At 28.5% G+C, this 21,514-nt stretch carries 20 protein-coding genes; 17 read left to right on the top strand and 3 right to left on the bottom strand.

The window, feature by feature from the left end:
- The first annotated feature begins 9 nt into the window (after positions 1-9).
- Both BUB51_RS03355 and BUB51_RS03350 read left to right on the top strand, forming a co-directional pair.
- A complete protein-coding gene (locus BUB51_RS03355; RefSeq protein WP_073195492.1) occupies positions 10-873 on the top strand; it encodes a DUF4438 domain-containing protein in 864 nt (287 codons plus the stop codon).
- A 98-nt stretch (positions 874-971) separates the two neighbouring features.
- Positions 972-1,859 carry a YegS/Rv2252/BmrU family lipid kinase gene (locus BUB51_RS03350; protein ID WP_073195490.1) on the top strand — a complete coding sequence of 296 codons (888 nt, stop codon included), beginning with the start codon at positions 972-974 and terminating at the stop codon, positions 1,857-1,859.
- A 22-nt stretch (positions 1,860-1,881) separates the two neighbouring features.
- On the opposite strand, the gene BUB51_RS03345 is transcribed toward BUB51_RS03350, so the two are convergent.
- Complete coding sequence (locus BUB51_RS03345; protein WP_073195487.1) at positions 1,882-2,277, bottom strand: bactofilin family protein; 396 nt, start codon at positions 2,275-2,277, stop codon at positions 1,882-1,884.
- Between the two features lie 21 nt (positions 2,278-2,298).
- On the bottom strand, positions 2,299-3,234 hold the full coding sequence (locus tag BUB51_RS13245) for a peptidoglycan DD-metalloendopeptidase family protein (RefSeq protein ID WP_073195485.1): 936 nt from the start codon (positions 3,232-3,234) through the stop codon (positions 2,299-2,301).
- Between the two features lie 202 nt (positions 3,235-3,436).
- Here BUB51_RS13245 and BUB51_RS03335 point away from each other — a divergent pair, with 202 nt between their 5' ends.
- The 13 genes from BUB51_RS03335 (at position 3,437) to BUB51_RS03275 (ending at position 19,434) form a co-directional block, all read left to right on the top strand.
- Positions 3,437-3,874: a MarR family winged helix-turn-helix transcriptional regulator gene (locus tag BUB51_RS03335; protein WP_073195483.1), complete on the top strand. Its 438-nt coding sequence runs from the start codon at positions 3,437-3,439 to the stop codon at positions 3,872-3,874.
- Between the two features lie 15 nt (positions 3,875-3,889).
- Positions 3,890-5,305, top strand: a complete 1,416-nt coding sequence (locus tag BUB51_RS03330; protein ID WP_073195481.1) for an MATE family efflux transporter — start codon at positions 3,890-3,892, stop codon at positions 5,303-5,305.
- Positions 5,306-5,409: 104 nt separating this feature from the next.
- Complete coding sequence (locus BUB51_RS03325) at positions 5,410-10,785, top strand: diguanylate cyclase (RefSeq protein WP_073195479.1); 5,376 nt, start codon at positions 5,410-5,412, stop codon at positions 10,783-10,785.
- A gap of 70 nt (positions 10,786-10,855) precedes the next feature.
- The gene (locus BUB51_RS03320; RefSeq protein ID WP_081943498.1) at positions 10,856-11,860 is read left to right on the top strand and encodes a LacI family DNA-binding transcriptional regulator; all 1,005 of its coding nucleotides are present in this window, start codon (positions 10,856-10,858) and stop codon (positions 11,858-11,860) included.
- A gap of 84 nt (positions 11,861-11,944) precedes the next feature.
- Positions 11,945-12,193 carry a YkuS family protein gene (locus BUB51_RS03315; RefSeq protein ID WP_035162736.1) on the top strand — a complete coding sequence of 83 codons (249 nt, stop codon included), beginning with the start codon at positions 11,945-11,947 and terminating at the stop codon, positions 12,191-12,193.
- A gap of 42 nt (positions 12,194-12,235) precedes the next feature.
- Positions 12,236-12,787 carry an RNA 2',3'-cyclic phosphodiesterase gene (thpR, locus tag BUB51_RS03310; protein ID WP_073195478.1) on the top strand — a complete coding sequence of 184 codons (552 nt, stop codon included), beginning with the start codon at positions 12,236-12,238 and terminating at the stop codon, positions 12,785-12,787.
- Between the two features lie 153 nt (positions 12,788-12,940).
- Complete coding sequence (hutH, locus tag BUB51_RS03305; protein WP_073195476.1) at positions 12,941-14,467, top strand: histidine ammonia-lyase; 1,527 nt, start codon at positions 12,941-12,943, stop codon at positions 14,465-14,467.
- A 149-nt stretch (positions 14,468-14,616) separates the two neighbouring features.
- Positions 14,617-14,787, top strand: coding sequence for a DUF896 domain-containing protein (locus BUB51_RS03300; protein ID WP_073195473.1), 171 nt, complete (start codon positions 14,617-14,619; stop codon positions 14,785-14,787).
- A gap of 69 nt (positions 14,788-14,856) precedes the next feature.
- Positions 14,857-15,306, top strand: coding sequence for a chemotaxis protein CheW (locus BUB51_RS03295; protein ID WP_073195472.1), 450 nt, complete (start codon positions 14,857-14,859; stop codon positions 15,304-15,306).
- Positions 15,307-15,447: 141 nt separating this feature from the next.
- Complete coding sequence (locus tag BUB51_RS03290; RefSeq protein WP_073195471.1) at positions 15,448-15,921, top strand: hypothetical protein; 474 nt, start codon at positions 15,448-15,450, stop codon at positions 15,919-15,921.
- A 145-nt stretch (positions 15,922-16,066) separates the two neighbouring features.
- The gene (locus BUB51_RS03285; protein ID WP_073195468.1) at positions 16,067-17,230 is read left to right on the top strand and encodes a sensor histidine kinase; all 1,164 of its coding nucleotides are present in this window, start codon (positions 16,067-16,069) and stop codon (positions 17,228-17,230) included.
- Position 17,231: 1 nt separating this feature from the next.
- Positions 17,232-17,888, top strand: coding sequence for a response regulator (locus tag BUB51_RS03280; protein ID WP_420834478.1), 657 nt, complete (start codon positions 17,232-17,234; stop codon positions 17,886-17,888).
- 118 nt (positions 17,889-18,006) lie between these two features.
- Positions 18,007-19,434 (top strand): aminopeptidase, encoded by a 1,428-nt coding sequence (locus BUB51_RS03275; protein ID WP_073195466.1) that lies wholly within the window; start codon positions 18,007-18,009, stop codon positions 19,432-19,434.
- Between the two features lie 88 nt (positions 19,435-19,522).
- Here the strand turns inward: BUB51_RS03275 and BUB51_RS03270 are convergent, their stop codons facing one another.
- Positions 19,523-20,434, bottom strand: a complete 912-nt coding sequence (locus tag BUB51_RS03270; protein WP_073195464.1) for a selenium metabolism-associated LysR family transcriptional regulator — start codon at positions 20,432-20,434, stop codon at positions 19,523-19,525.
- 120 nt (positions 20,435-20,554) lie between these two features.
- Here BUB51_RS03270 and BUB51_RS03265 point away from each other — a divergent pair, with 120 nt between their 5' ends.
- Positions 20,555-21,214 carry a phosphatase PAP2 family protein gene (locus tag BUB51_RS03265; RefSeq protein ID WP_073195462.1) on the top strand — a complete coding sequence of 220 codons (660 nt, stop codon included), beginning with the start codon at positions 20,555-20,557 and terminating at the stop codon, positions 21,212-21,214.
- Between the two features lie 60 nt (positions 21,215-21,274).
- Positions 21,275-21,502 carry a hypothetical protein gene (locus tag BUB51_RS03260; protein WP_073195460.1) on the top strand — a complete coding sequence of 76 codons (228 nt, stop codon included), beginning with the start codon at positions 21,275-21,277 and terminating at the stop codon, positions 21,500-21,502.
- The last annotated feature ends 12 nt before the right edge of the window (positions 21,503-21,514 follow it).

The raw sequence follows: 21,514 nt of genomic DNA, 5'->3' as shown, positions 1-21,514 counted from the left end.
GTGATTTATATGTTAAAAACAAATATTGATAAGTTAGTTAAACAATCAGTTCAGGGGAAAATCCATCATCCTGTTCAAAGATTTCCTTACAGAATAGATGGTGATGGAGTCCCAAATGTACTACCAGCTACTGGTGGTATAACATATAATGTAAAAGTAGGAGATTGTGCTTTTGGGTGGACTGGTGATCATGTTGAACCAGGGGTTAGTATACGTAATGAAAATAAAGATGAAAATGCGGCTTTGAATTTACTTGCTTGCATAGGGAATGAAGCAATAGTAATTTCTGGAGATTCTAAAGGGGCAAAAGGTTTTGTAACAGGTAAACATGGAGGAGTTGATCATGTTCTTATCTACTTTGAAAAAGAAGATTTAGAAAAAATGGCTGTAGATGATAAAATACTAATAAAAGCTTATGGACAAGGACTTAAATTATTGGATTTTCCGGAAATAAAGGTTATGAATATAGATCCTAATTTGTTTTTAAAATTAGGTATTAAAGAAACTGATGATGGGAAAATAGAAGTGCCTGTTGCAGCAGAAGTACCTCCGTATTTGATGGGTTCAGGTATAGGTTCTTCTAATTCATTTAGTGGAGATTATGATATTATGACTTTAGATAGAGATGAAATTAGAAAATTGGGACTAGATAAATTAAAATTTGGAGATTTAGTGCTATTGAGAGATTGTGACAATACTTATGGCAGAGGATATCTTAAAGGAGCAGTTAGTATAGGAATTGTAATTCATAGTGATTGCATTAAGATGGGACATGGACCTGGCATAACAACTATAATGACTTGTAAAAAGGAACTAATAAAGGGAAGAATTGCGTCTAATGCAAATATAGCGAATTATCTTGGAGTTAAATGATGTAATTAGGCTTTTGCATATAAATGATTATTATGTTATACTAGGATTTGTTTTATATAGGGTTTTAAATACAAAAATTATGCAGCAGGTGATTACGAATGAAAAAAGTAAAAGTTATATATAATCCGTCTTCAGGAAGGCAGATAATTCAGAAAAGAATAGATGCAATTTGCAATATTTTAATGGATAATGGTTGTCTGGTAGGTAAGTTTGCAACAAAGAAGAAGGATGATGCTTTTAATGAGACTATAAAGTGTTGCAATGAAGATTGGGATATAATAATTGCATGTGGTGGAGATGGTACAGTAAATGAGGTTGTAAATGGTATTGCAGTCGGCGGGAAAAAGATACCTGTAGGGATTCTTGCTGCCGGTACTGTAAATGATTTTGCAAATTTCATGGATATACCAAGAAGTGTAAAAGAATTTTGCGACATGATATTGGCTGGTAAGACAATAGATGTAGACTTGGGCAAGGTAGGAAATAGATACTTCGTAAATGTTGCAGCAGGTGGATTATTAACTAATGTTGCACATCAAGTACCGTCAGAGTTAAAAACCGTATTAGGAAGAATGGCTTATTATATAGAAGGACTTAAAGAAATACCAAGACAAAAATTTAAGCCAATAAATTTGACAATTGAAAGTAATGAATATAATGCTACTGAAGATGTATTATTGTTTCTTATATCTAATAGTTCATCAATTGGAGGATTTAAAAAACTTGCTCCAACGGCAGAAGTAGAAGATGGGTATTTAGATTGCATAATAATAAGGAAATCGGAAATTACAGATATAGTTTCTATATTTATAAATTTATTAAAGGGTGAACATATAAAGCATCCCAATGTAGTTTATTTTAAGACTAAAAGAATTAGAATTAGTACTGATGATAAAGTGCATGTTGATGTAGATGGAGAATACCTTGGAATGTTGCCGGCTGTATTTGAAATAGCACCACAGGCATTTAGGATTTTCGTAAGATAAAATAAGGAGCTTAAAATGCTCCTTATTTTGACTTTTTTGATTCTTTATTAATTTTTGTTTCATTCAAAGTTTTAGCATTTTCCATTTTACATGAGCCTTCAAATACAGCGTTTTCATCAACAATAAATGTTTTCACTTGAATATCTCCATATAATTTAGCTGTATTTGTCAGTCTTAATAACTCTTTTGAAATAATATTACCTTTGACCATACCTGATATAAAAATATTATTACATATTATATTACCATTAATTTTTCCGCTCTCTCCAATAATAACATTTCCTTCAACGCTTAAATCTCCTATTAGTTCACCATCTAGTCTTATAGTACCTTTGCATTCAATTTTACCCTCAAGCTTTGTATTTTTACCAATAAGTGTATCAATTTTATCAAGTTTCGCTTCTTTTTTATTAAACATTATGAATCGCTCCTTATAAAGTTATTTATAGTTATCAATTACATTCTTGGGGTTAACGGCTTTACCATAATATCTGATTTCAAAATGCAAATGAGGTCCTGTACTTCTACCTGTATTACCCATTTCAGCAATGACTTCTCCTTTTTTTACATGCTGCCCTACTTTTACAAGAAGTTTTCTATTATGTCCATATATAGATTGATAACCATATCCATGACTTATTATTATAACTTTTCCATATCCCCCGTAGTAGCCTGCAAAAGTTACAATTCCACTTCCAGCAGCTCTGATTTTCGTTCCGGGTTTATTCGTTATATCTAACCCTTTATGAAATTCTCTTCCTTTACCAAAAGGATTGCGTCGATAACCATATCCTGAAGTTATTTTGCCTTTAGCAGGCATCAGGTTTGGTTTAGCATCTAAATATTTCATCTTTTTTTCTACATCGGCTGTTAGTTTAATTAGTTCTTCTTTACTGTTGTCTAAAAGTTTTGATAATTCATCTATCTGCGATATTATGCTGTTATCAAGTTTTTCTAAAACGGCTTTTTCTTTAAAAAATTGATTTCCACTTCTTGAAGGATTTACAACTCTTTTTTCTTTTTTATTATCTTTAATTCCGATCATATTCTTGATTTTTTCTTGAAATTTAGAAATAGTATCGAGCTTTTCTTGTATTTCAGTAGTTTTTTCTCTTAAAGTTTCAATTTCGGCTTTCTGCTTTATGTTTATACTATTTACGTAGTCGAGTTCATCGAGTTTTGCTAAATATTTATTTTTCAATTCTCGATAAGAAAAAAATAGAAAAATAGTTGTAGATAAACTGATTATAATAGTGAATATTAGAAGTTTAGGAACCCATGTGGCTATCTTAAATTGTTTTATATTGTTAGAGTGGGGAATGATAAGTAGGGAAAAATATTTTGATTTTTTTGTTTTAGTATGTATATATTTCAACGTTCCCCCCCCTTTCGATAATTAATCAAAAAATAAATATAGCCACAAATTTATTTATTCGATAAGAGGGTTATAAATCCTTCTTGATTATAGAAATTTTATGTAAAAGTTAGGATTATTCTGTTGAACTAAGGCATGTCCAGTGGTATCATTAACTATAGTAATAAAATTTAGAGTATCGAAATATTAGGGGGTATAAAAAATGAGCCAAATTAATAATGTTGAAGCTATTGAGAAATATCTAAGGAAAGTTGATTCTATAATAAAGAAAAAAGGAAGGGAGATTCTAAAAGAATATAATATAACAGGGCCTCAATTTAATGCACTTCAGTATTTAATAAAAGAAGGAGATTTGACAATAGGTGAGATAAGTGAAAAACTAGCTCTTGCATATAGCACAATAACGGATTTAGTCGACAGAATGGAGAAGAATGGATTAGTCGTAAGGGTAAGAGACGATAAAGATAGAAGAGTGGTTAGAATAAAGGTACTAGATAAGGGGTTTGAAATATTACAAAAGGTTCTTAATAGAAGAATAGATTATTTAGAAAAGATGTTAAGTTCCTTTACTGAAGAAGAGAAGAGCTCTCTCGTTAAGAATTTAGAAAAGCTATATATATCTATGGAAAGAGAGCTTTAAGAGGAGGGAGTTATAATGGGGACCTCAAAAAATACGAATGAAATATTAACTAATAAAAATTTAACTAAACAGGCTATTAAATTAGCTCTTCCAGCAATCATGGAGATGCTGATGCAGACTTTATTAGGTTTTGCTGACATGGCTATGGTTGGAAGCCTTGGAGATTCGGCTATAGCAGCGGTAGGTATAAGTGATATGCCTATGACAACTGCGATGGCAATCTTTTCAGCTATAAGTGTTGGAGCTACTGCATTAGTTGCAAGATTTATTGGGGCTGGAGATATTAAAAAAGCCAATGATGTAGCTAAACAAGCATTAATTATTAGTTTAATATTAGCAATTTTTTTTAGTTTTTTGGGCCAATTATTGGCTAGAACAATAGTTATTTTAATGGGTGCAAAGGAAGATGTAATTCCACAGGCAACAAGATACTTTAAAGTTATAAGTTTATCTTTACCTTTTATGATAATAGGCATTATAATGAGCGGTGTTTTTAGAGGTACAGGAGATACTAGGACACCTATGTATGTAAATGGTATTTCGAATATATTAAATATAATTGGAAACTTTTTTTTGATTTATCATACCCGAATAGTAAATGTAAACATTCCTATATTAAATAAAAATGTATTTATTAAGATACCGGGTGCTGGATTAGAAGTAACAGGTGCAGCTATTTCTACAGCTTTTGCTCGAAGCATTGCTGGTTTATTTATTTTTTTAATAATTATTAAAGGTAAAGGGAAAATAAAAGTGAATATTAAAGAAAATAATAAGATTGATTTTCGAATTATTAAACGTATTTTTAATATTGGAATACCCGCTGCAGTAGAACAGTTTTTTATGAGATTTGGGCAACTTTTATTTTTTAGAATAGTAACAAGTCTAGGGACAAAAATGGTAGCAGCGCATAGAATTACATTGACTGCTGAATCTATATCTTTTATGCCAGGATTTGGATTTGCATTAGCAGCAACTACATTAGTTGGTCAGTATTTAGGAGCTGGGGACCCTAAATTAGCGCAGAAAAGTGGATACATATCTGTAAAAATGGCTTCTATAGTTATGGGCATATTTGGACTCTTTTTCTTCATTTGGCCTGACATATTCTTAATGATTTTTACCAGAGATAAGAAGATATTAGATAATGCAAAATTGTGTCTTAGAATTGTTGCTATATCACAGCCTTTTTTAGCAGGTGTGATGGGATTTGCTGGTGGATTGAGAGGCGCAGGAGATACTAGATGGGTGCTTATAATTACATTTATAGGTATTTGGGGAATAAGACTTACATTAGCATACTTATTTGTGAAAGTTTTGAAAATTGGATTAATTGGTGCTTGGATAGCTATGAGTATTGATTTAATCATAAGGGGACTTTTACTATTTTTTAGATTTAAATCTGGTAGATGGAAAAGTATACAGGTATGATAATATGGTGAAATATACCTTTCTAGTTTAATTTATGGTATAATGTTATTTAAATTCGATATATTCTGAAATTTGGGTATGCTTGGTATAGGGAAGGGGATTTTATGGAATTAATAAATAATAGGTATTTTATAAATAATATTATTGAAGAAAATGATGATAGTATTACATATGAAGTAAGAGATTTAATAAGAAACAATGAGAAAAAATTTCTGAAATTATACAAAGAGACCCCAAATACTAGTAAGTATGTAAAATACCTAACACAAAATTTTATTAAATACAGTACTATTACACATCCTAATATCATCAGAAGTTATAGCTTTGATATAGTAAAAACGATTGATAATAAAGACTCAAAAAAACTTTTGTATTTTTATACAACTGAAATGAAAAAAGGATTTAAGCTCATTGGTACTATAGATAGATTTACGGAAAAAGAAGTGGTTGATATTATTTATCAAATATGTGATGTATTATATCATTTACACCTGCAAGGAATAACCTATGTTTTTTTAAATCAAGACAATATTTTTGTAAATAAATACAAAGACGGAGTAAAGATTAAATTACAAGATATTATTTCAGTAAAGGAACGTATTATAAGTAGAACTTTCGATTATAATGACAGAATGTTTATTGCACCTGAATTTACTTTTAATAAAGAAAAAATAGATAAGCGAATAGACATATTCTCAATTGGAATATTATTTTATTCTTTACTAAAGGGAGTTAATAAAACAGAATTCAATTATCAAAGTATATTAGAAGAAATTAAAAATTCAGATAATGATTATTTTAAAATTATTAAAAAATGTATAAGTAGAAATGTTAGTAAGAGATATGATAATATCTATCAATTAGTTAATGATTTAAATGTTATTACAGGAAGGCAATTTGAATTTGATTTTACAAATAGAAATTTAATATTCAAAACGCCGATAGTAGGTAGAGATAAAGAAATAAGAGAAGTGCTTGATATTGATAATCAGTTCAATACAGGAAATTATAAAATGAAATTAGTATTGGTTAAGGGAGAATGCGGAATTGGGAAAACACGTTTTCTCAATGAAATAGGATTTAGATTGAGGATGAATAATAGAATATTATTTAAAGTAATGGTTGATGTATCAAATTCGGTTAGTTCCTCGCCAATTCAGATGATTTTGAAACAAATGATAAAGAATGCGGATATTAGTTTAATTGAAAAATATGGTGCAGAATTAGTGAAAATAATACCTGAAATAAGATTTATTAAAGATATTAAACCTTCATCAGTTTTAACTGCAGATAAAGAAAAGCTGAGATTATATGATCGGATTACTAATTTTATTTTAGATTATATAAATAAGACACCAACTTATATTATGATAGATGACTTACATAATGCCGAGTTAGAAACTTTTAAAATATTGGATTTTATTATAAAGAATAGTAATTCTGTACCTCTTTTATTGATTGTTACTTATGATGAGGAAAAAGTAAAATATATGCCGGAAATAAAAGAGATTATCAATGAATGGAAAAAATTAGATAAAGTTAAGGAACTTGAACTGCTTAAATTAAGTTTACAAGAAACAGCAGAATTACTAAGTAATATTTTAAATATCGATTACAGACCTATTAATTTTACAGCTAAAATAATGGAAGAAACTAGTGGTAATCCAAGATATATAGAGGAAGTTTTGAAGAAATTGTATGTAGCTAAGGAACTTTATTTAAATAAAAAGGGTATCTGGAAATTAAAAATTGAAAATATTGATCGACTTCTTATACCTGGGAATATAGATGAAGCTATCAAAGAGCAAATCGAATTGTTAGATAGAGATTTATACAATATTATTAAAATAATTTCTATATTTAACAGTCCAGTTTCTCAAAAAATTATAGAAAAAATGGTGAGAATAAGTGAAGAAAAATTATTAAGTTTAATTGAAAAATTAGTTTCTATGAAACTACTGGATAAACGATTAGAGGATTGGGGTTATACTTATACTTTTTATAATAGAAATGTTAAGGTATATATATATAATAGTATTGATAAAGATGAAAGAAATAGATTGCATAAACAGGCTTCTGAGATTCTTGAAGATATTTATAAAAAACAGGATAGAGTAAATTTTGATGAGTTAATTTTTCATTTAACTTTATCTGGAGAAACAGACAAAGCTATCGATTATGCTATTACATTTGCACAAAAGATGCAGAGATTACTTGCAAATTCACGTGCGATGTTATTGTGGGAAAAGGCATATAAACTTTTAGAGAAAAAGCCAGATGATATAAGAAAATTAAAAGTGTTAATAAGTATGGGTAAGTTATATGCTTATCAGGGTGAAAATAATAAGGCTATAGACATGTATAAAAAAGCTTTAAAAGGAGCAATGAAAACAGATAATAAACAGCTGATTATTAGATGTAAAATAAATATGGCTAACATATTTTGTTTAAGAAATGATTTAGATACATGTAGAAGATTGGCAATAGAGGCATATTTAGAGGCAAAGTCTATAGATTCGATTGAATCTGTTTTAGATGCTTTGATTTTACTAAATAAAATTAATATCTGGAAAGGTAAGTATTATTTAGTTTTAAGGCTTAGTAAGAAGTATTTAGAACTAGCTTTAAATGAAAAATTATACAAATATGCGGGTAGTATTTATAATCATATGGGTCTTGTTTATATGTTTACAGAAAAAATTAATTTGGCAAAAGAATGTTTTGAAAAAAGTATAGAGTTATTTCAAAAAGCTAATGAGTTTGTAGAATCTACTCGTCCTATTAACAATATTGGAATAATTTATGCCGATTATTTTGATGAAACCGATAAAGCAATGAAGTATATGAAAGAAGGAATTGAAATATCTCAAAAATATAATTTTGTACAAAGTGAAGTAATACTTTTAAATAACATAGGCGAATTATATTTAAGTATTAATGAATATGAAAAGGCTAAAGAAGTAGTAGAAAGAGCCGTTAAACTTTCAAAAGAACTAGAATATAAAGATATGTATTTTGTTGCTATGAAAAATTTAGCTGCTATATATCTTCATACGGGAGAGTTTGATAAATGTTTTGATTGCTATTATATCTTGCAGGAAAAATTCAAAGAATCTAATATAAGTAAGGTAAATGTTACTGAATATTATAATTTTTTAAGTGAATTTTATTATAAATTTGGAAAGTGGGATGAAGCTATAGAGTTTTGTGATAAGACAATAGAAAATAGCACTAAATTTGATATTAAATACAAGCTTAATGCAATATCTTTAAAAGCGCTTATTAAATATTACAAAACTGGCATATTGGATAAAAAAGAAATTAATAAAATAAGAGATGAATTTAGAGTTAGAAATACTGGTCGAAGAGATTTTCTTTTAAGAGTAGCGTACGTTGCTATTCAAAATGGAGATATAGATTATGCATTAGAATTATTAGAAGAAGATGCTGAAATAGCAGAGAAGGTATCTACAATTTATCTAGATATAGTTAGAAAAATGTTGATTATATGTATAGAAGATTGGGGAATTCAAAGGTTATTAGAAGTGCTTAAATTAGTTAGAGATAATAGATTTTTAGAGCTTGAATTGTTTATTTATTATATGCTTGGCGAAAAGTTTTTTAGAAAGCAGGAGTATTATAAAGCAGCTAATTATTATTTAATGGTTTTAGATTTATTAAAAAGGCTATCAAAAAAAATACCAGATGAGAATTTTAGATTAGCTTATTTCAGTAGTCATGGAAAGCGTAAGATAATTCAAAAAGTATCTATGATAATAAATATTTTATTAAAGGATAAAGATGAATTATTGACAAAGAAGGCAAATGAAATATTAGAAAAACTGAAATATAGTGATATGAAAGATATTGATCTTTTAATAAGTTTATTTAATAAAATAAATAAGACAACAGAAGGAAATAGTAAAGAAACAAAGGAATATTTAAATATATTACAGATAGCAAGGTTGATAGAAAAATTTAATGATGATTATAAAAATAACTTACGTAGACTAATAAGATTTGCGGTTGATCAGAGTCTAGCTAGTAGAGGTTTTATTTTCGTAAATAGTGAGTCTACAAATGAATTAGAAATCATTGCTTCTACGGTAGATAATGTCGATCAGGCAGAATTGCAAAAAATAAAATTTATAGTTAAACAAAAGCAGAGAGCGTTTATTCTAAAGAATGTTTTTAAAGAAATAAAAAATGAAACAGAAAGACTTTTATTTGGGGACATTAAATCTATGATTTGTATCCCAATTTTCAGGGCTAGAAAGGAAAGTTTGTTAAATAAAGTAGAAAGAAGAAAAATAAAGAGATTTTCAAATGATAAGATTATAGGATACTTTTATTTAGATTCAGATATAATTTTTAATAGATTTGATCAAACTACTTTTGAGCTGATGAAAATGTTATCTTATATAGCTTACTTAAATATTGAGAATTACTATTTAAAGATTTCTTCATCAACAGATAAACTTACTGGAATTTATAATAGGAAATATTTTGATTTTCTATTTGATGAGATATTAAGGTTTTCTAAAATTAACAACTATAGTTTTTCAGTAATAATGGCAGATATAGATAAATTTAAAAATGTAAATGATATATTTGGACATCAGAAAGGTGATGAAATCTTAAGTAGAGTTGCACAAATAATCCAGAATAATATTAGGCATACTGATATTGTAGGAAGATATGGTGGGGAAGAATTTATAATTATTCTACATGATACCGAAGGGAATGAGGGATTAAAAGTTGCAGAAAAAATAAGAAAAGAAGTAGAAAGTGCTAATTTAATAAGTAAAGATTATCCAGTTACTATTAGTTTAGGAGTATCAAATTATCCGCAGCATGGACAATTTAAAGATGAACTTATAGAAAATGCTGATAAAGCCTTGTACCATGCAAAAAATACAGGAAGAAATAAGGCTGTTCTTTGGGATAATTCTATTAGAGATAAAGCAGTAAGATTTGATAAACTTGCTGGGATAGTAACTGGGAATACAGTGCAGGATCAGCGCATAGTTTCTTTAATGATTGACGTTTTAAATCTATTAAAGCTAGATATAAAAGTAGAATGTAAGATATTTGAAATTTTAAGTAGACTAATTGAAGTTATGGAAGTTCAGCAGGCAATACTATTTACAATTGAGGAAGATTTAAGTATAAATAAGATATATGCTAAAAAAAGAAAACAACAGAAATGGCATAATTGTCCTAGGTATAATAAAAATATTATTGAAAAAGTACTACACAATAGAAAAGGAGAATTTTTAATTGATTGGGAGGATATAGGTAAAATTGATCCTGCAACTGGGAAACCTGATTGGCAGTCAGTAATAGTTGCTCCTTCAATTATAAATGGAAGGCTTAAAGGGATTTTATACCTTTCAGTACCAATAAAAGAAAAGGAATTTGATTATAATTCATATAACTTTATCTGTAAAATAGCAGACATAATTGCGGCTATTATTTGATTTAATAAACAGAATATAATATCATATATTTGTTTGTAGAAAATAAGGGAAATGATTTGGAGGTGATTTGTTGTCAGTTACTATTAAAGATGTAGCTAGAATAGCTGGAGTATCTATTTCAACAGTATCAAGAGTTATTAATAATTCTAAACCTGTTAGTCCAGAAATTAGAAAAAAAGTTTTAGATGTAATAGAAGAAATCGGATACAAACCAAATGAAATTGCTAGAACATTAGTTACAAAGAAATCATTTTTAATTGGTGTTATTGTAACAGATATTGGCAATTCATACATAGCAGATATGGTAAGAGGTATTGAAGAAGTTGGGAAAATGTATAATTACGATATTCTTCTATGTAGTACGTATGGTGATAAGGCAGCAGAATTAAAATATATGCAGCTACTTAATAGAAAACAGGTTGAAGGAATAATTTTAGTATCTGATGTTTTAAATTCAGAAATTAGAGAACAAATTGATAAATATGATATACCATTTGTATTTTTAAGTAGATTTTCACATCAAGAAGATTATGCAACAGTAACTATAGACTACATTGATGCTTCTTATGAAATGACTAAATATCTGGTTAGTTTAGGACATAGAAATATATTATATTTAGGAGTAAAGGAAGATGTTAATTCATTAGAGAGTATGAAGATAAAAGGATTTGAAAGAGCTTCGACTGATACTGAAGGCATGAATAGCAATATTCATTTTGCAAAGGGATATAAAATAGAAGACGGTTATGAAGCTGCTAAAGAAATATTTAAGGATTATAATGATTTTACTGCTATATATTGCAGTAATGATGAGCTAGCCATTGGCGTTATGAATTATTGCTATGATAATAAAATAAGAATACCAGACGATATATCGGTTGTAGGATTTGGAGACATTAGTATCGTTTCTAATTTAAGACCTAGATTAACGACAATTAAGATACCATTTTATGATATAGGAGCTGTTGCAATAAGAAGAATAATTAAGGAGCTTAAAAAAGAGCCATTAGAAGAAAAATGTACGATATTGCCATTTCATTTACAAAAGAGAGATAGTTCAATAAAAATAACTTAGACTTAAAAGATAGTTATTAAAATAAAGAATAAATATATATCCAGATACTCATAATAAACATGAGAGTATTTGGAGGTGAATACTGTGAAAAAGAAAATTGCAGTTGAAGATGGTTTGAAGAATATGAGGGATTTCCTTTCAAGCAGAGGATATGATGTAGAAAATTTGAGTAACACTAAAAATAACTTGGATAGTTATGATGCTGTTATAGTTTCAGGACAAGATAGTAATTTCATGGGAATGTATGATAGTGTGACTAAGAAACCTGTCATAGATGCAACTGGGAAATCACCTCAAGACGTATATGATCAATTAAAAGGATTACTTAAATAAAAGCAGCTTTATGCTGCTTTTAATTTTAAGGAGGTTTTTAAAATGAGATTATTTATAGCTTTATCATTTGATGAAGAGTTAAAGGAAAGAATAGCGAAAATACAGAAGAAGGTAAAAATCAATTCTTCAAAAGGAAGATGGGTATATGTTGATAATTTTCATTTAACTTTGAAATTTTTAGGCAGTGTAGATAAGAATTATATTGATGACATAAATAAAAGTCTTGAGAAGATTGCTTCTGATTTTACTGAAATTAAGCTTAAATTGGACAAGTTAGATTATTTCCCTGGAAAAGGTATGATGAGAGTTGTGTGGTTAGGAGTTTCAGGCGAAGTAGAAAAGGTTAAACAGATGAAACTTGCAGTGGATAAAGAGATGATAAAGTATGGTTTTGCAAAAGAAAAAAGAAAATACACTCCTCATATAACTTTGGCAAGAGATGTAGTATTTGAATCAAGAAAGTATTATATAGATGATTTGATAGAAAAAGATTTAGAATATAGTTTTACATTAAAAAATTTGACGCTTATGAATAGTGAATTAATAGACGGTAAGAGAATATATACACCTATAGTGAATTTTCGATTAGATTGAAGATTAGAAAATTTAGTGCGGTAAACTGCTAAATGACTGAAATTTTAAACATTTCTTAAAATTTGAATTTATTTAAAGGGAAAACGTTAGCTATTAAAGAATAAAAGATGGGTGAGAATTAAAGTAAAATTTTTTTGGAGGGGGTTTAAAAGAATGGGGAAAGTTATTATAGATGGCAATAGTCTAACAATTAATGATGTAGTAAATGTTGCAAGAAAAGGATATATTGTAGAATTGTCTGAAGATGCAATTTTGAGAGTTAAAAAAGCTAGAGAACTTGTAGATAAGTTTGTTGAAAATGAAAAAGTTGTATATGGTATTACAACTGGATTTGGAAAGTTTAGTGAAATGGTTATATCGAAAGAAGAAACAAGACAACTGCAAAAAAATTTGATTATGAGTCACTCATGCGGCGTGGGGAAACCTTTAAGTGAAGAAGTGGTTAGGGCAGTAATGCTTTTAAGAGCAAATGCTTTAGCTAAAGGAAATTCTGGAATTAGATTAAGCACTCTTCAAACTCTGATAGACATGTTAAATAAAGGGGTACATCCAATAATACCAGAGAAAGGCTCTTTGGGGGCAAGTGGTGATTTAGCACCTCTATCACATATGGTTTTAGTACTTCTTGGAGAAGGAGAAGCGATATATAGAGGAGAAAGATTAAGTGGAAGAGATGCGATGAATAAAGCTGGAATTCAAACAGTTGAACTGACATCGAAAGAAGGATTAGCATTAATCAATGGTACTCAAATAATGACAGCTATTGGGGCTTTGGCGGTTTATGATGCAAAACAATTGATGAAGATAGCTGATATATCTGCAGCATTGACAATAGAGGCGCTTAATGGAATAATAGATGCTTTTGATGAAAGAGTTCATAAAGTCAGACCTCATTTAGGTCAGATTAGAACAGCTAGCAATATCAGGAGATTATGCGAAAATAGCCAGAATATAACAAGACAAGGAGAAATAAGAGTTCAGGATGCATATACTTTAAGATGCATTCCACAAATTCATGGTGCTAGTAAAGATGCTATAAAATACGTTGAAGAAAAGATAAGTATAGAAATAAATTCGGCAACAGATAATCCTTTAATCTTTAGTGATGATGAGTTTGTAGTTTCAGGCGGTAATTTTCATGGGCAGCCAATTGCTTTAGCTATGGATTTTTTAGGAATTGCTTTATCCGAAATAGCTAATTCTTCGGAGAGAAGAATCGAACGATTAGTAAATCCTCAGTTAAGCGGATTACCAGCATTTTTAGCAGAAAAGGGAGGATTAAATTCTGGATTTATGATAGCACAATATACAGCAGCTTCTCTTGTATCTGAAAATAAAGTACTTGCACATCCTGCAAGTGTAGATTCAATACCTTCTTCAGCAAATCAAGAAGATCATGTTAGTATGGGTACTATTGCAGCAAGAAAGGCTAGGGATATATTATTTAATGTTCAAAATGTACTGGCAATAGAAATGATAGCGGCATCTCAAGCTATAGATTTTAATGGAAGTGAGAAACTAGGAAAAGGCACAAGAGCGGCTTATAATAAAATTAGGGAAAATATAGCGCATGTAGATAAAGATAGAATTTTATATAAAGATATTAATAAGAGTTTTGAATTAATTAGTTCAGGCGATATTTTAAGAGAAGTAGAATCATATATAGGTGAATTGGAGTAGTAAAAAGCACATGTAGGTCGTTGACTTACATGTGTATTTTTGTTTATAATCCATAAGGAAATTATATTATTCTTGTTTGAATTAAAATGGTTTGAGATATGTTTCTATAAAATTTTACTACAGATTATTTTATTGAAAGGAGTGTTATAATGCTATCAAGAGAAAAATTGGATAGAATAAATTATTTGGCTAGAAAATCTAAAATAGAGGGTTTGACAAAAGAAGAGAAAGAAGAACAGCAGGTTTTAAGAAAAGAATACCTTAAAAATTTTAGAGAAAATTTTAAAAGACAGTTAGAATCAATTAAGTTTGTGGAATAAAAAGAATAGAGGATAAAAGAAAAATATGTAGAATAAATGAATATGAATAAAAAATAGGAGGTAATTCAAATGGCCGAAAAGCAATATGTAATTTTTAAAATAGGTAATGAGGAATATGGTATAGATATTATGAATGTTAAAGAAATAGGTCCGTATCAAAAAAGTGTTAAAGTACCTAACGCACCTAGTTTTGTTGAAGGAATAATAAACTATAGGGGGAACGTTATACCCATAATAAGTCTTCATAAAAGATTTAATATTGAACAAAAAGATATTGATAATAATACAAGAATTATTGTAATAAACTTAAAAGATAAACAAATAGGTTTTATAGTAGATGAAGCCTCTCAAACTATTAGATTAAATGATAAAGATATAGATCCAGCGCCTGATATTGTAGTGGGAATAGATAGTAAATATATTATAGGTGTTGGTAAACTTGATGAAAGATTGATAATTTTGGTTGATTTAGAGAAAATATTGACAGAAGATGAAAAGAAAAAGATTGAATCTATGTAAATATATATTTTTTGGCGAAATAAATATTAAGATGTAGTAATATGTATTACGAAAAAAAATTATAGCTGTCAATATATGATAAAATTTTCAATCCTATTCCTCTATACTTAAATTATGGATAATAAAGTTGGGGGGATAGGAATGAAAAGAAAATTGATTGTTGTGTTTATTTTAATGATTATTATTTTGTTCTTTGGTATTGGACAGGCTCAAACTTATAATGATATAATAAATGAGGCTTTTGTGATAAAAACGATTAGAACGATTCTAGTAAATAGAATGAATATAATGAACTTATGTATTTATGAAGGATTAGATTTAAATTTAGCAGAAAAAAAGTTAAAAGAAATAGAAGTTGACGTATTGGTAAAAGAGGATTTGAAAAATTTAGCTTATTTAAGAGAAAATCCAACGGACCTTGAATATGTTAGTGCTTTGAGGGTATTAAATATATCCCTTATTGATTATAGTTTAGAAAGAATTAGATTTAAAACCGAAATTGAATGGGAGATAAACTATTATGAGGATAAATCAACAGAAGTATTTAAATATGAAATAGAGTTGATAAGGGTAGATGATAGATTTTTATTAAACAAATTTAAGTCAATTAGCTAATATTGCCGATAATTATCGGCTTTTTTTGTGTTTATAAAATGATTCATAAGTACCATATATTACAAGTATGAAAAAGCAGGATATAAGTAAAGTGGAATAGAAATATACTATATTACACATGAAGCAAAATATATGAGGTGTAATTATGAAAAAAAATATAGTGAATATTAATCGCATAAATGAAATTCTAAAGAAGACTATAGATTCTATCAATAAAGGGAAAGAGGAAATATTTGATATAGCAGAAAGTGCTAGAAAAGAATGTGAGTCTATAAGAATAGAGCTAGAGGAATTAAAAGAGAAAGTTTCAAGACTAGTGAAAGAGGTAGATGTTTTAGAAATCGAAGAAAAAAATAGTAGAAAAAAACTAATGGTTATAAGTAAAAATTTTAAATTTTATACAGAGGAAGATATTAAAAAAGCATACGATAATGCAAAAAATCTGCAGATACTATTGATGTTGAAGAGACAGGAGGAAAGAGACCTTATAAATAAGAGAAGAGAGTTAGAAATAAGGTTGATTAATGCTGAAAAGGTTCTTAAAAAGGCGGAAAAATTAGTTACTCAAGTTGGGGTGGCTTTAGAGTATTTAAGTGGTGATTTGAGTGATTTAAGTGAGACTATTGAAGACATGCATAAGAAACAGTTATTAGGAATAAAAATTTTAAAGGCCCAAGAAGAAGAACGACAAAGAGTAGCAAGAGATATTCATGATGGGCCGGCACAGTCGCTTGCTAATGTTGTAATTAAGACAGAGATATGTGAAAAGCTTTTAGATATCGATGCAAATAAAGTTAGAGATGAACTAAAAAACTTAAAAAATATAGTCAGAGAAAGTCTTAAAGATATAAGAAAAATAATATATGATTTAAGACCTATGTCGATTGATGATCTAGGGTTTATTCCGACTGTAAAGAGATATGGATATAATTTTTCTGAAGAAACAGGTATAAACGTTGAAGTTTTAGTAATAGGACAATTTAAAAGCATGGAATCTATTGTTGAAATTACATTATTTAGAGTTATACAAGAGGCTTTAAATAACATTAAAAAACATTCAAAGGCTAAAAATGTCCAAATTAAAATTGAGACTACATTGAAGAATATAATTGTAGTTGTAAAAGACGATGGTATTGGGTTTAACGTAGAGAAAAAGCTGAAAGAAACTAATGTAGTTGAAGGGGGATTTGGAATTCTAGGAATGAGAGAAAGAGTAGAATTGCTTAATGGTGAATTTCAAATAATTTCTTCGATAGGTAAAGGAACTAGTATTATTTTTAAAATACCGATAGATGGGAAGGATGATTAAATTGAAAAAGCAGATAACAGTACTTATAGCTGATGACCATTCTTTAATGAGACAAGGGTTAAAGCAGATATTAGAATTAGAAAGTGATATTAAAGTAATAGGACAAGCATCTAATGGTGAAGAAGCAATTCATATGACTCTTGAATATAAACCTGATGTTGTATTATTAGACATAAACATGCCGTCGATGAATGGTATAGAGGCTTTAAGAAGATTAAAAGATATGGGAGCAGATTCTAAAATAGTAATGCTTACTATTCATGATGACAGAGAGTATCTATATGAAACTTTAAATATAGGTGCGGATGGATATGTATTAAAAGATGCTGATTCAGAGACTTTAATAAAAGCAATACGAGATGTTTATAAAGGAAAATCATTTATTCAACCGAGTCTTGCTACATATTTAGCAAAAGAGTACAAGGCTGCAAATGGAGATAGTAATAAAAGTTCGGTTAAAGATGTGTTAACTAGAAGAGAGTATGAAGTATTAACTTTAGTTGCAGAGGGATTAAATAATAAAGAAATAGCTGAACGGTTGTATATAAGTGAGAAGACAGTTAAAAATCATGTCTCGAATATTTTTAGAAAAATAAATGTAAATGATAGAATACAAGCAGCAATATATGCCTACAAAAATAATATTAAAAAGCTTTAAAAAATAAAATTTTAATTTTTAGTAATAATAATAGGAAAGAAATCTATTTTGTTGACAATTATAGATAAAAAGTAAGATAATATTTATATATATATTAAAACTAAATAGGAGGGATAGAATGAGTGAGAAATCACAAGGTAAAGTTTTACAAAAAGAATTGGCTTGTAAATGGAATAATATTTGGGAAGTTATAGATACTACAGAAGAAGAAAAGGTTTTCGAGTTTGCTGAGGGATATAAAGAATTTTTGGATAGAGGAAAGACTGAAAGAGAGTCGGCAATAGAAATAGTTAGGATAGCTAGAGAAAATGGCTACATATCTTTAGAGGAAATTATTGAAAAAGGCACTAAAATTGAGCCTGGAATGAAAATTTATGCTGTTAATAGAGAAAAAGCAGTAGTATTATTTGTTATTGGTAAAGAGTGTTTAACTAAAGGAATGAATATAATAGGTTCACATATAGATGCACCTAGAATAGATTTAAAACCAAATCCTTTCTATGAAGATGGTCAGTTAGCACTACTTAAAACTCATTATTATGGAGGAATAAGGAAATATCAATGGGTTTCTATACCTTTAGCCTTACATGGAGTTGTAATTAAATCAAATGGTGAGAAAGTAAATATAGTTATCGGTGAAGATGAAAATGATCCTGTATTCTTTATTACAGATCTTCTTCCACATTTAGCAAAGGACCAGGCAACTAAAAAGTTAAGTGAAGGTATAACAGGCGAGGGTCTAAATATAATAATAGGAAGTATTCCATATAGAGATGAAGAATTAAATGAGAAAATTAAATTAAATGTGCTTAAGTTGTTAAATGAAAAGTACGGTATAAAAGAAGAGGATTTTACTACAGCTGAATTAGAAGCAGTTCCAGCAGGGAAAGCTAGGGATGTTGGTATAGATAGAAGTCTAATTGCTGCTCATGGACATGATGATAGAGTTTGTGCTTACACATCGCTTAAGGCAATATTAGAAGTTGATACACCACAAAAAACGGCTGTAGCTTTATTTGTGGATAAAGAAGAGGTAGGAAGCTATGGTAATACAGGAATGCATTCAATGTTTTTTGAAAATGTAGTATCAGAGTTAATAGCACTTACAGATGAAGGTTATAGTGAATTAAAGGTAAAGAGAGCTTTAGCCAACTCAAGAGTTCTTTCTGCTGATGTATGTGCAGCTTTTGATCCAAACTATCCTGACGTATTAGATAAGAGAAATGCAGCGTTTATTGGAAAAGGAATAACTTTAGTTAAATATACAGGGGTGAAAGGTAAAGCAGGTTGTAATGATGCTAATGCTGAATATATTAGCGAAATTAGAAGGATATTTAATGAAAACAATGTTGTTTGGCAAATTGGAGAATTAGGTAAAGTAGACCAAGGCGGTGGGGGAACAATAGCTTATATTCTAGCTAACTATGGAATGGAAGTTGTTGATTGTGGGGTACCAGTATTGAGCATGCATGCTCCTTATGAACTTGTAAGTAAATCAGATGTATATATGACATATAGAGGATATAAAGCTTTCTTTAATGCATAAAAAGACAGGCGGCATTAATTGTCGTCTGTCTTTTTTAGCTGTTGACTACTTGTAAACCTAATGCCCAATACCCAGCTATAAGTATCTGTTACCTATTTTGCTTATTAATATAATTGAGAATAAACTCTTTAAAAGTTAGGTTTAAAGGAGATAATTGTCTATTTTTATGATAAATTAAATAAAATTTTCTAGTTAAGTTTATACCTTTTAATCTAAATTTCTTTAGTGTACCATTTGTTATTTCTTTTTCAATAGCCTTTTCAGATATAAAACTAATTCCGATACCTAATTCTGTAAATTTTTTAATAGTTTCATTATCTTCGACACAGGCTACAATATTTAAGTTATTTAAGCTGTAATCGTTTTCTTTTAATGCTTTTTCAACTATATGTCTTGTACCAGAACCTAATTCTCTAAGTATTATCCTTTCATTTAATAATATTTTGGGGTTTATTTCCTGATTATTTTCCCATGGATATTTTTTATTATTAGGCGTAATTAAAACTATATTGTCGTCTATTAATTCTACGTATTCCAAATGTTTTGAATAATATTTAGCTCCAATTATACCAAAGTCGGTTATTCCATCTAGTATATTCTTTACAACTTCTTTTGAATCTTTATTATTTATTGAAAATGTAACATTAGGAAACTTTTCAGAAAAACTTTTAATTAATTGTGGTAAAATATATAATTTTGGTATTGAACTAGTACTGATTTCCAAATGCCCTTCTATTTTACCTCTATATACACCTAAATTAAAGCAGGCCATATCTCTAATATTTAGAATATCGATTGCATATTTATATAAAATATTACCAGCTTTTGTTGGAGTTATTTTTCTTTCGGTTCTATTTAATAATAAAGTTCCCAATTCATTTTCCAGATTTTGAATATGATTTGTAACTGTTGGTTGAGTCAAATATAGTTTTTCAGCCGCTTTAGAAAAGCTTTTTAATTTAACAACTTCAACAAAAGTTTCAAGTTGTCTGAAATCCATAGCATCACCACTTTCATATTCTTTAATTATCGTAATTAATAAAATGCAATTTGTCAATAAATTTAACTTGATTTTATTTCTATGCTTATTTAGAATATTAAAGAAGGAGAGTGAATACAGATGATAAATTTTTTAAAAAATAAAGATAGATATAAATATGTATTACTTATAATAGTTTTAATAATGCTTAAAGTTTCGTATTTATTAATAAATACATTAGACATGAGAAAACATCATTTAATGAGCCATTTAGATAATTATATCCCTTTTATTAGCTGGATGGTTATACCTTATGTATTATGGTATTTATATATATGGGGGATTTTATTATATCTATTAATTAAAGATAAAAAATTATTTATTACACATTCATTAGCGGTTATTTTAGGACAAACTATTTGTCTAATAATATTTTTATTATATCCAACATATGTTATTAGACCTGAAGTAGTTGGTAGTGATATTTTTAGCAAGTTAGTGCTTTTAATATATTCAAATGATAATCCAGTAAATGCTTTTCCAAGTGTTCATGTATTACAGTCAGTTTTAACACATATAGCTATTTTAAATATTAAAAATATAAAAAAATCGGTAAAAATATCTTCTTATGTGTTTTCTACAATGGTTATATTATCTACAATTACTATAAAACAACATTATGTAATAGATGTTGCAGGAGGGTATTTATTAGCAGCGATATGTGCTAAATTTGTTTATGAGACATTTTATCAGAGATACAAGGCTAACACTTTGGACGTAATTTTTTCAACGAATAAGTAAAGTCCAGCTAATTAACTGGACTTTCAAAAACAATTAAATATTTTAGAAGGGAGTATTTAAATGACAAACTATATTATTTATGTTATTACTTTCATATTACTTGGAATATCCTTTACGAAAGATAAACAGAAAACTAAAAAGGCTTTAAAAAAATCGTGGAAAGCGTTTAGCAATATACTACCCGAATTTTTAGGAGTTATTATTTTAGTAGGGATACTTCTTTCAATATTTAATGCCGATGTTATTTCAAGATTAATCGGTAAAGAATCAGGATGGGGTGGGATATAGTTTTCCGTTAAT

It is taken from the genome of Caloranaerobacter azorensis DSM 13643 (assembly GCF_900129995.1).
Classification (GTDB): domain Bacteria; phylum Bacillota; class Clostridia; order Tissierellales; family Thermohalobacteraceae; genus Caloranaerobacter; species Caloranaerobacter azorensis.
This window is presented reverse-complemented; position numbering and strand designations above follow the sequence as displayed.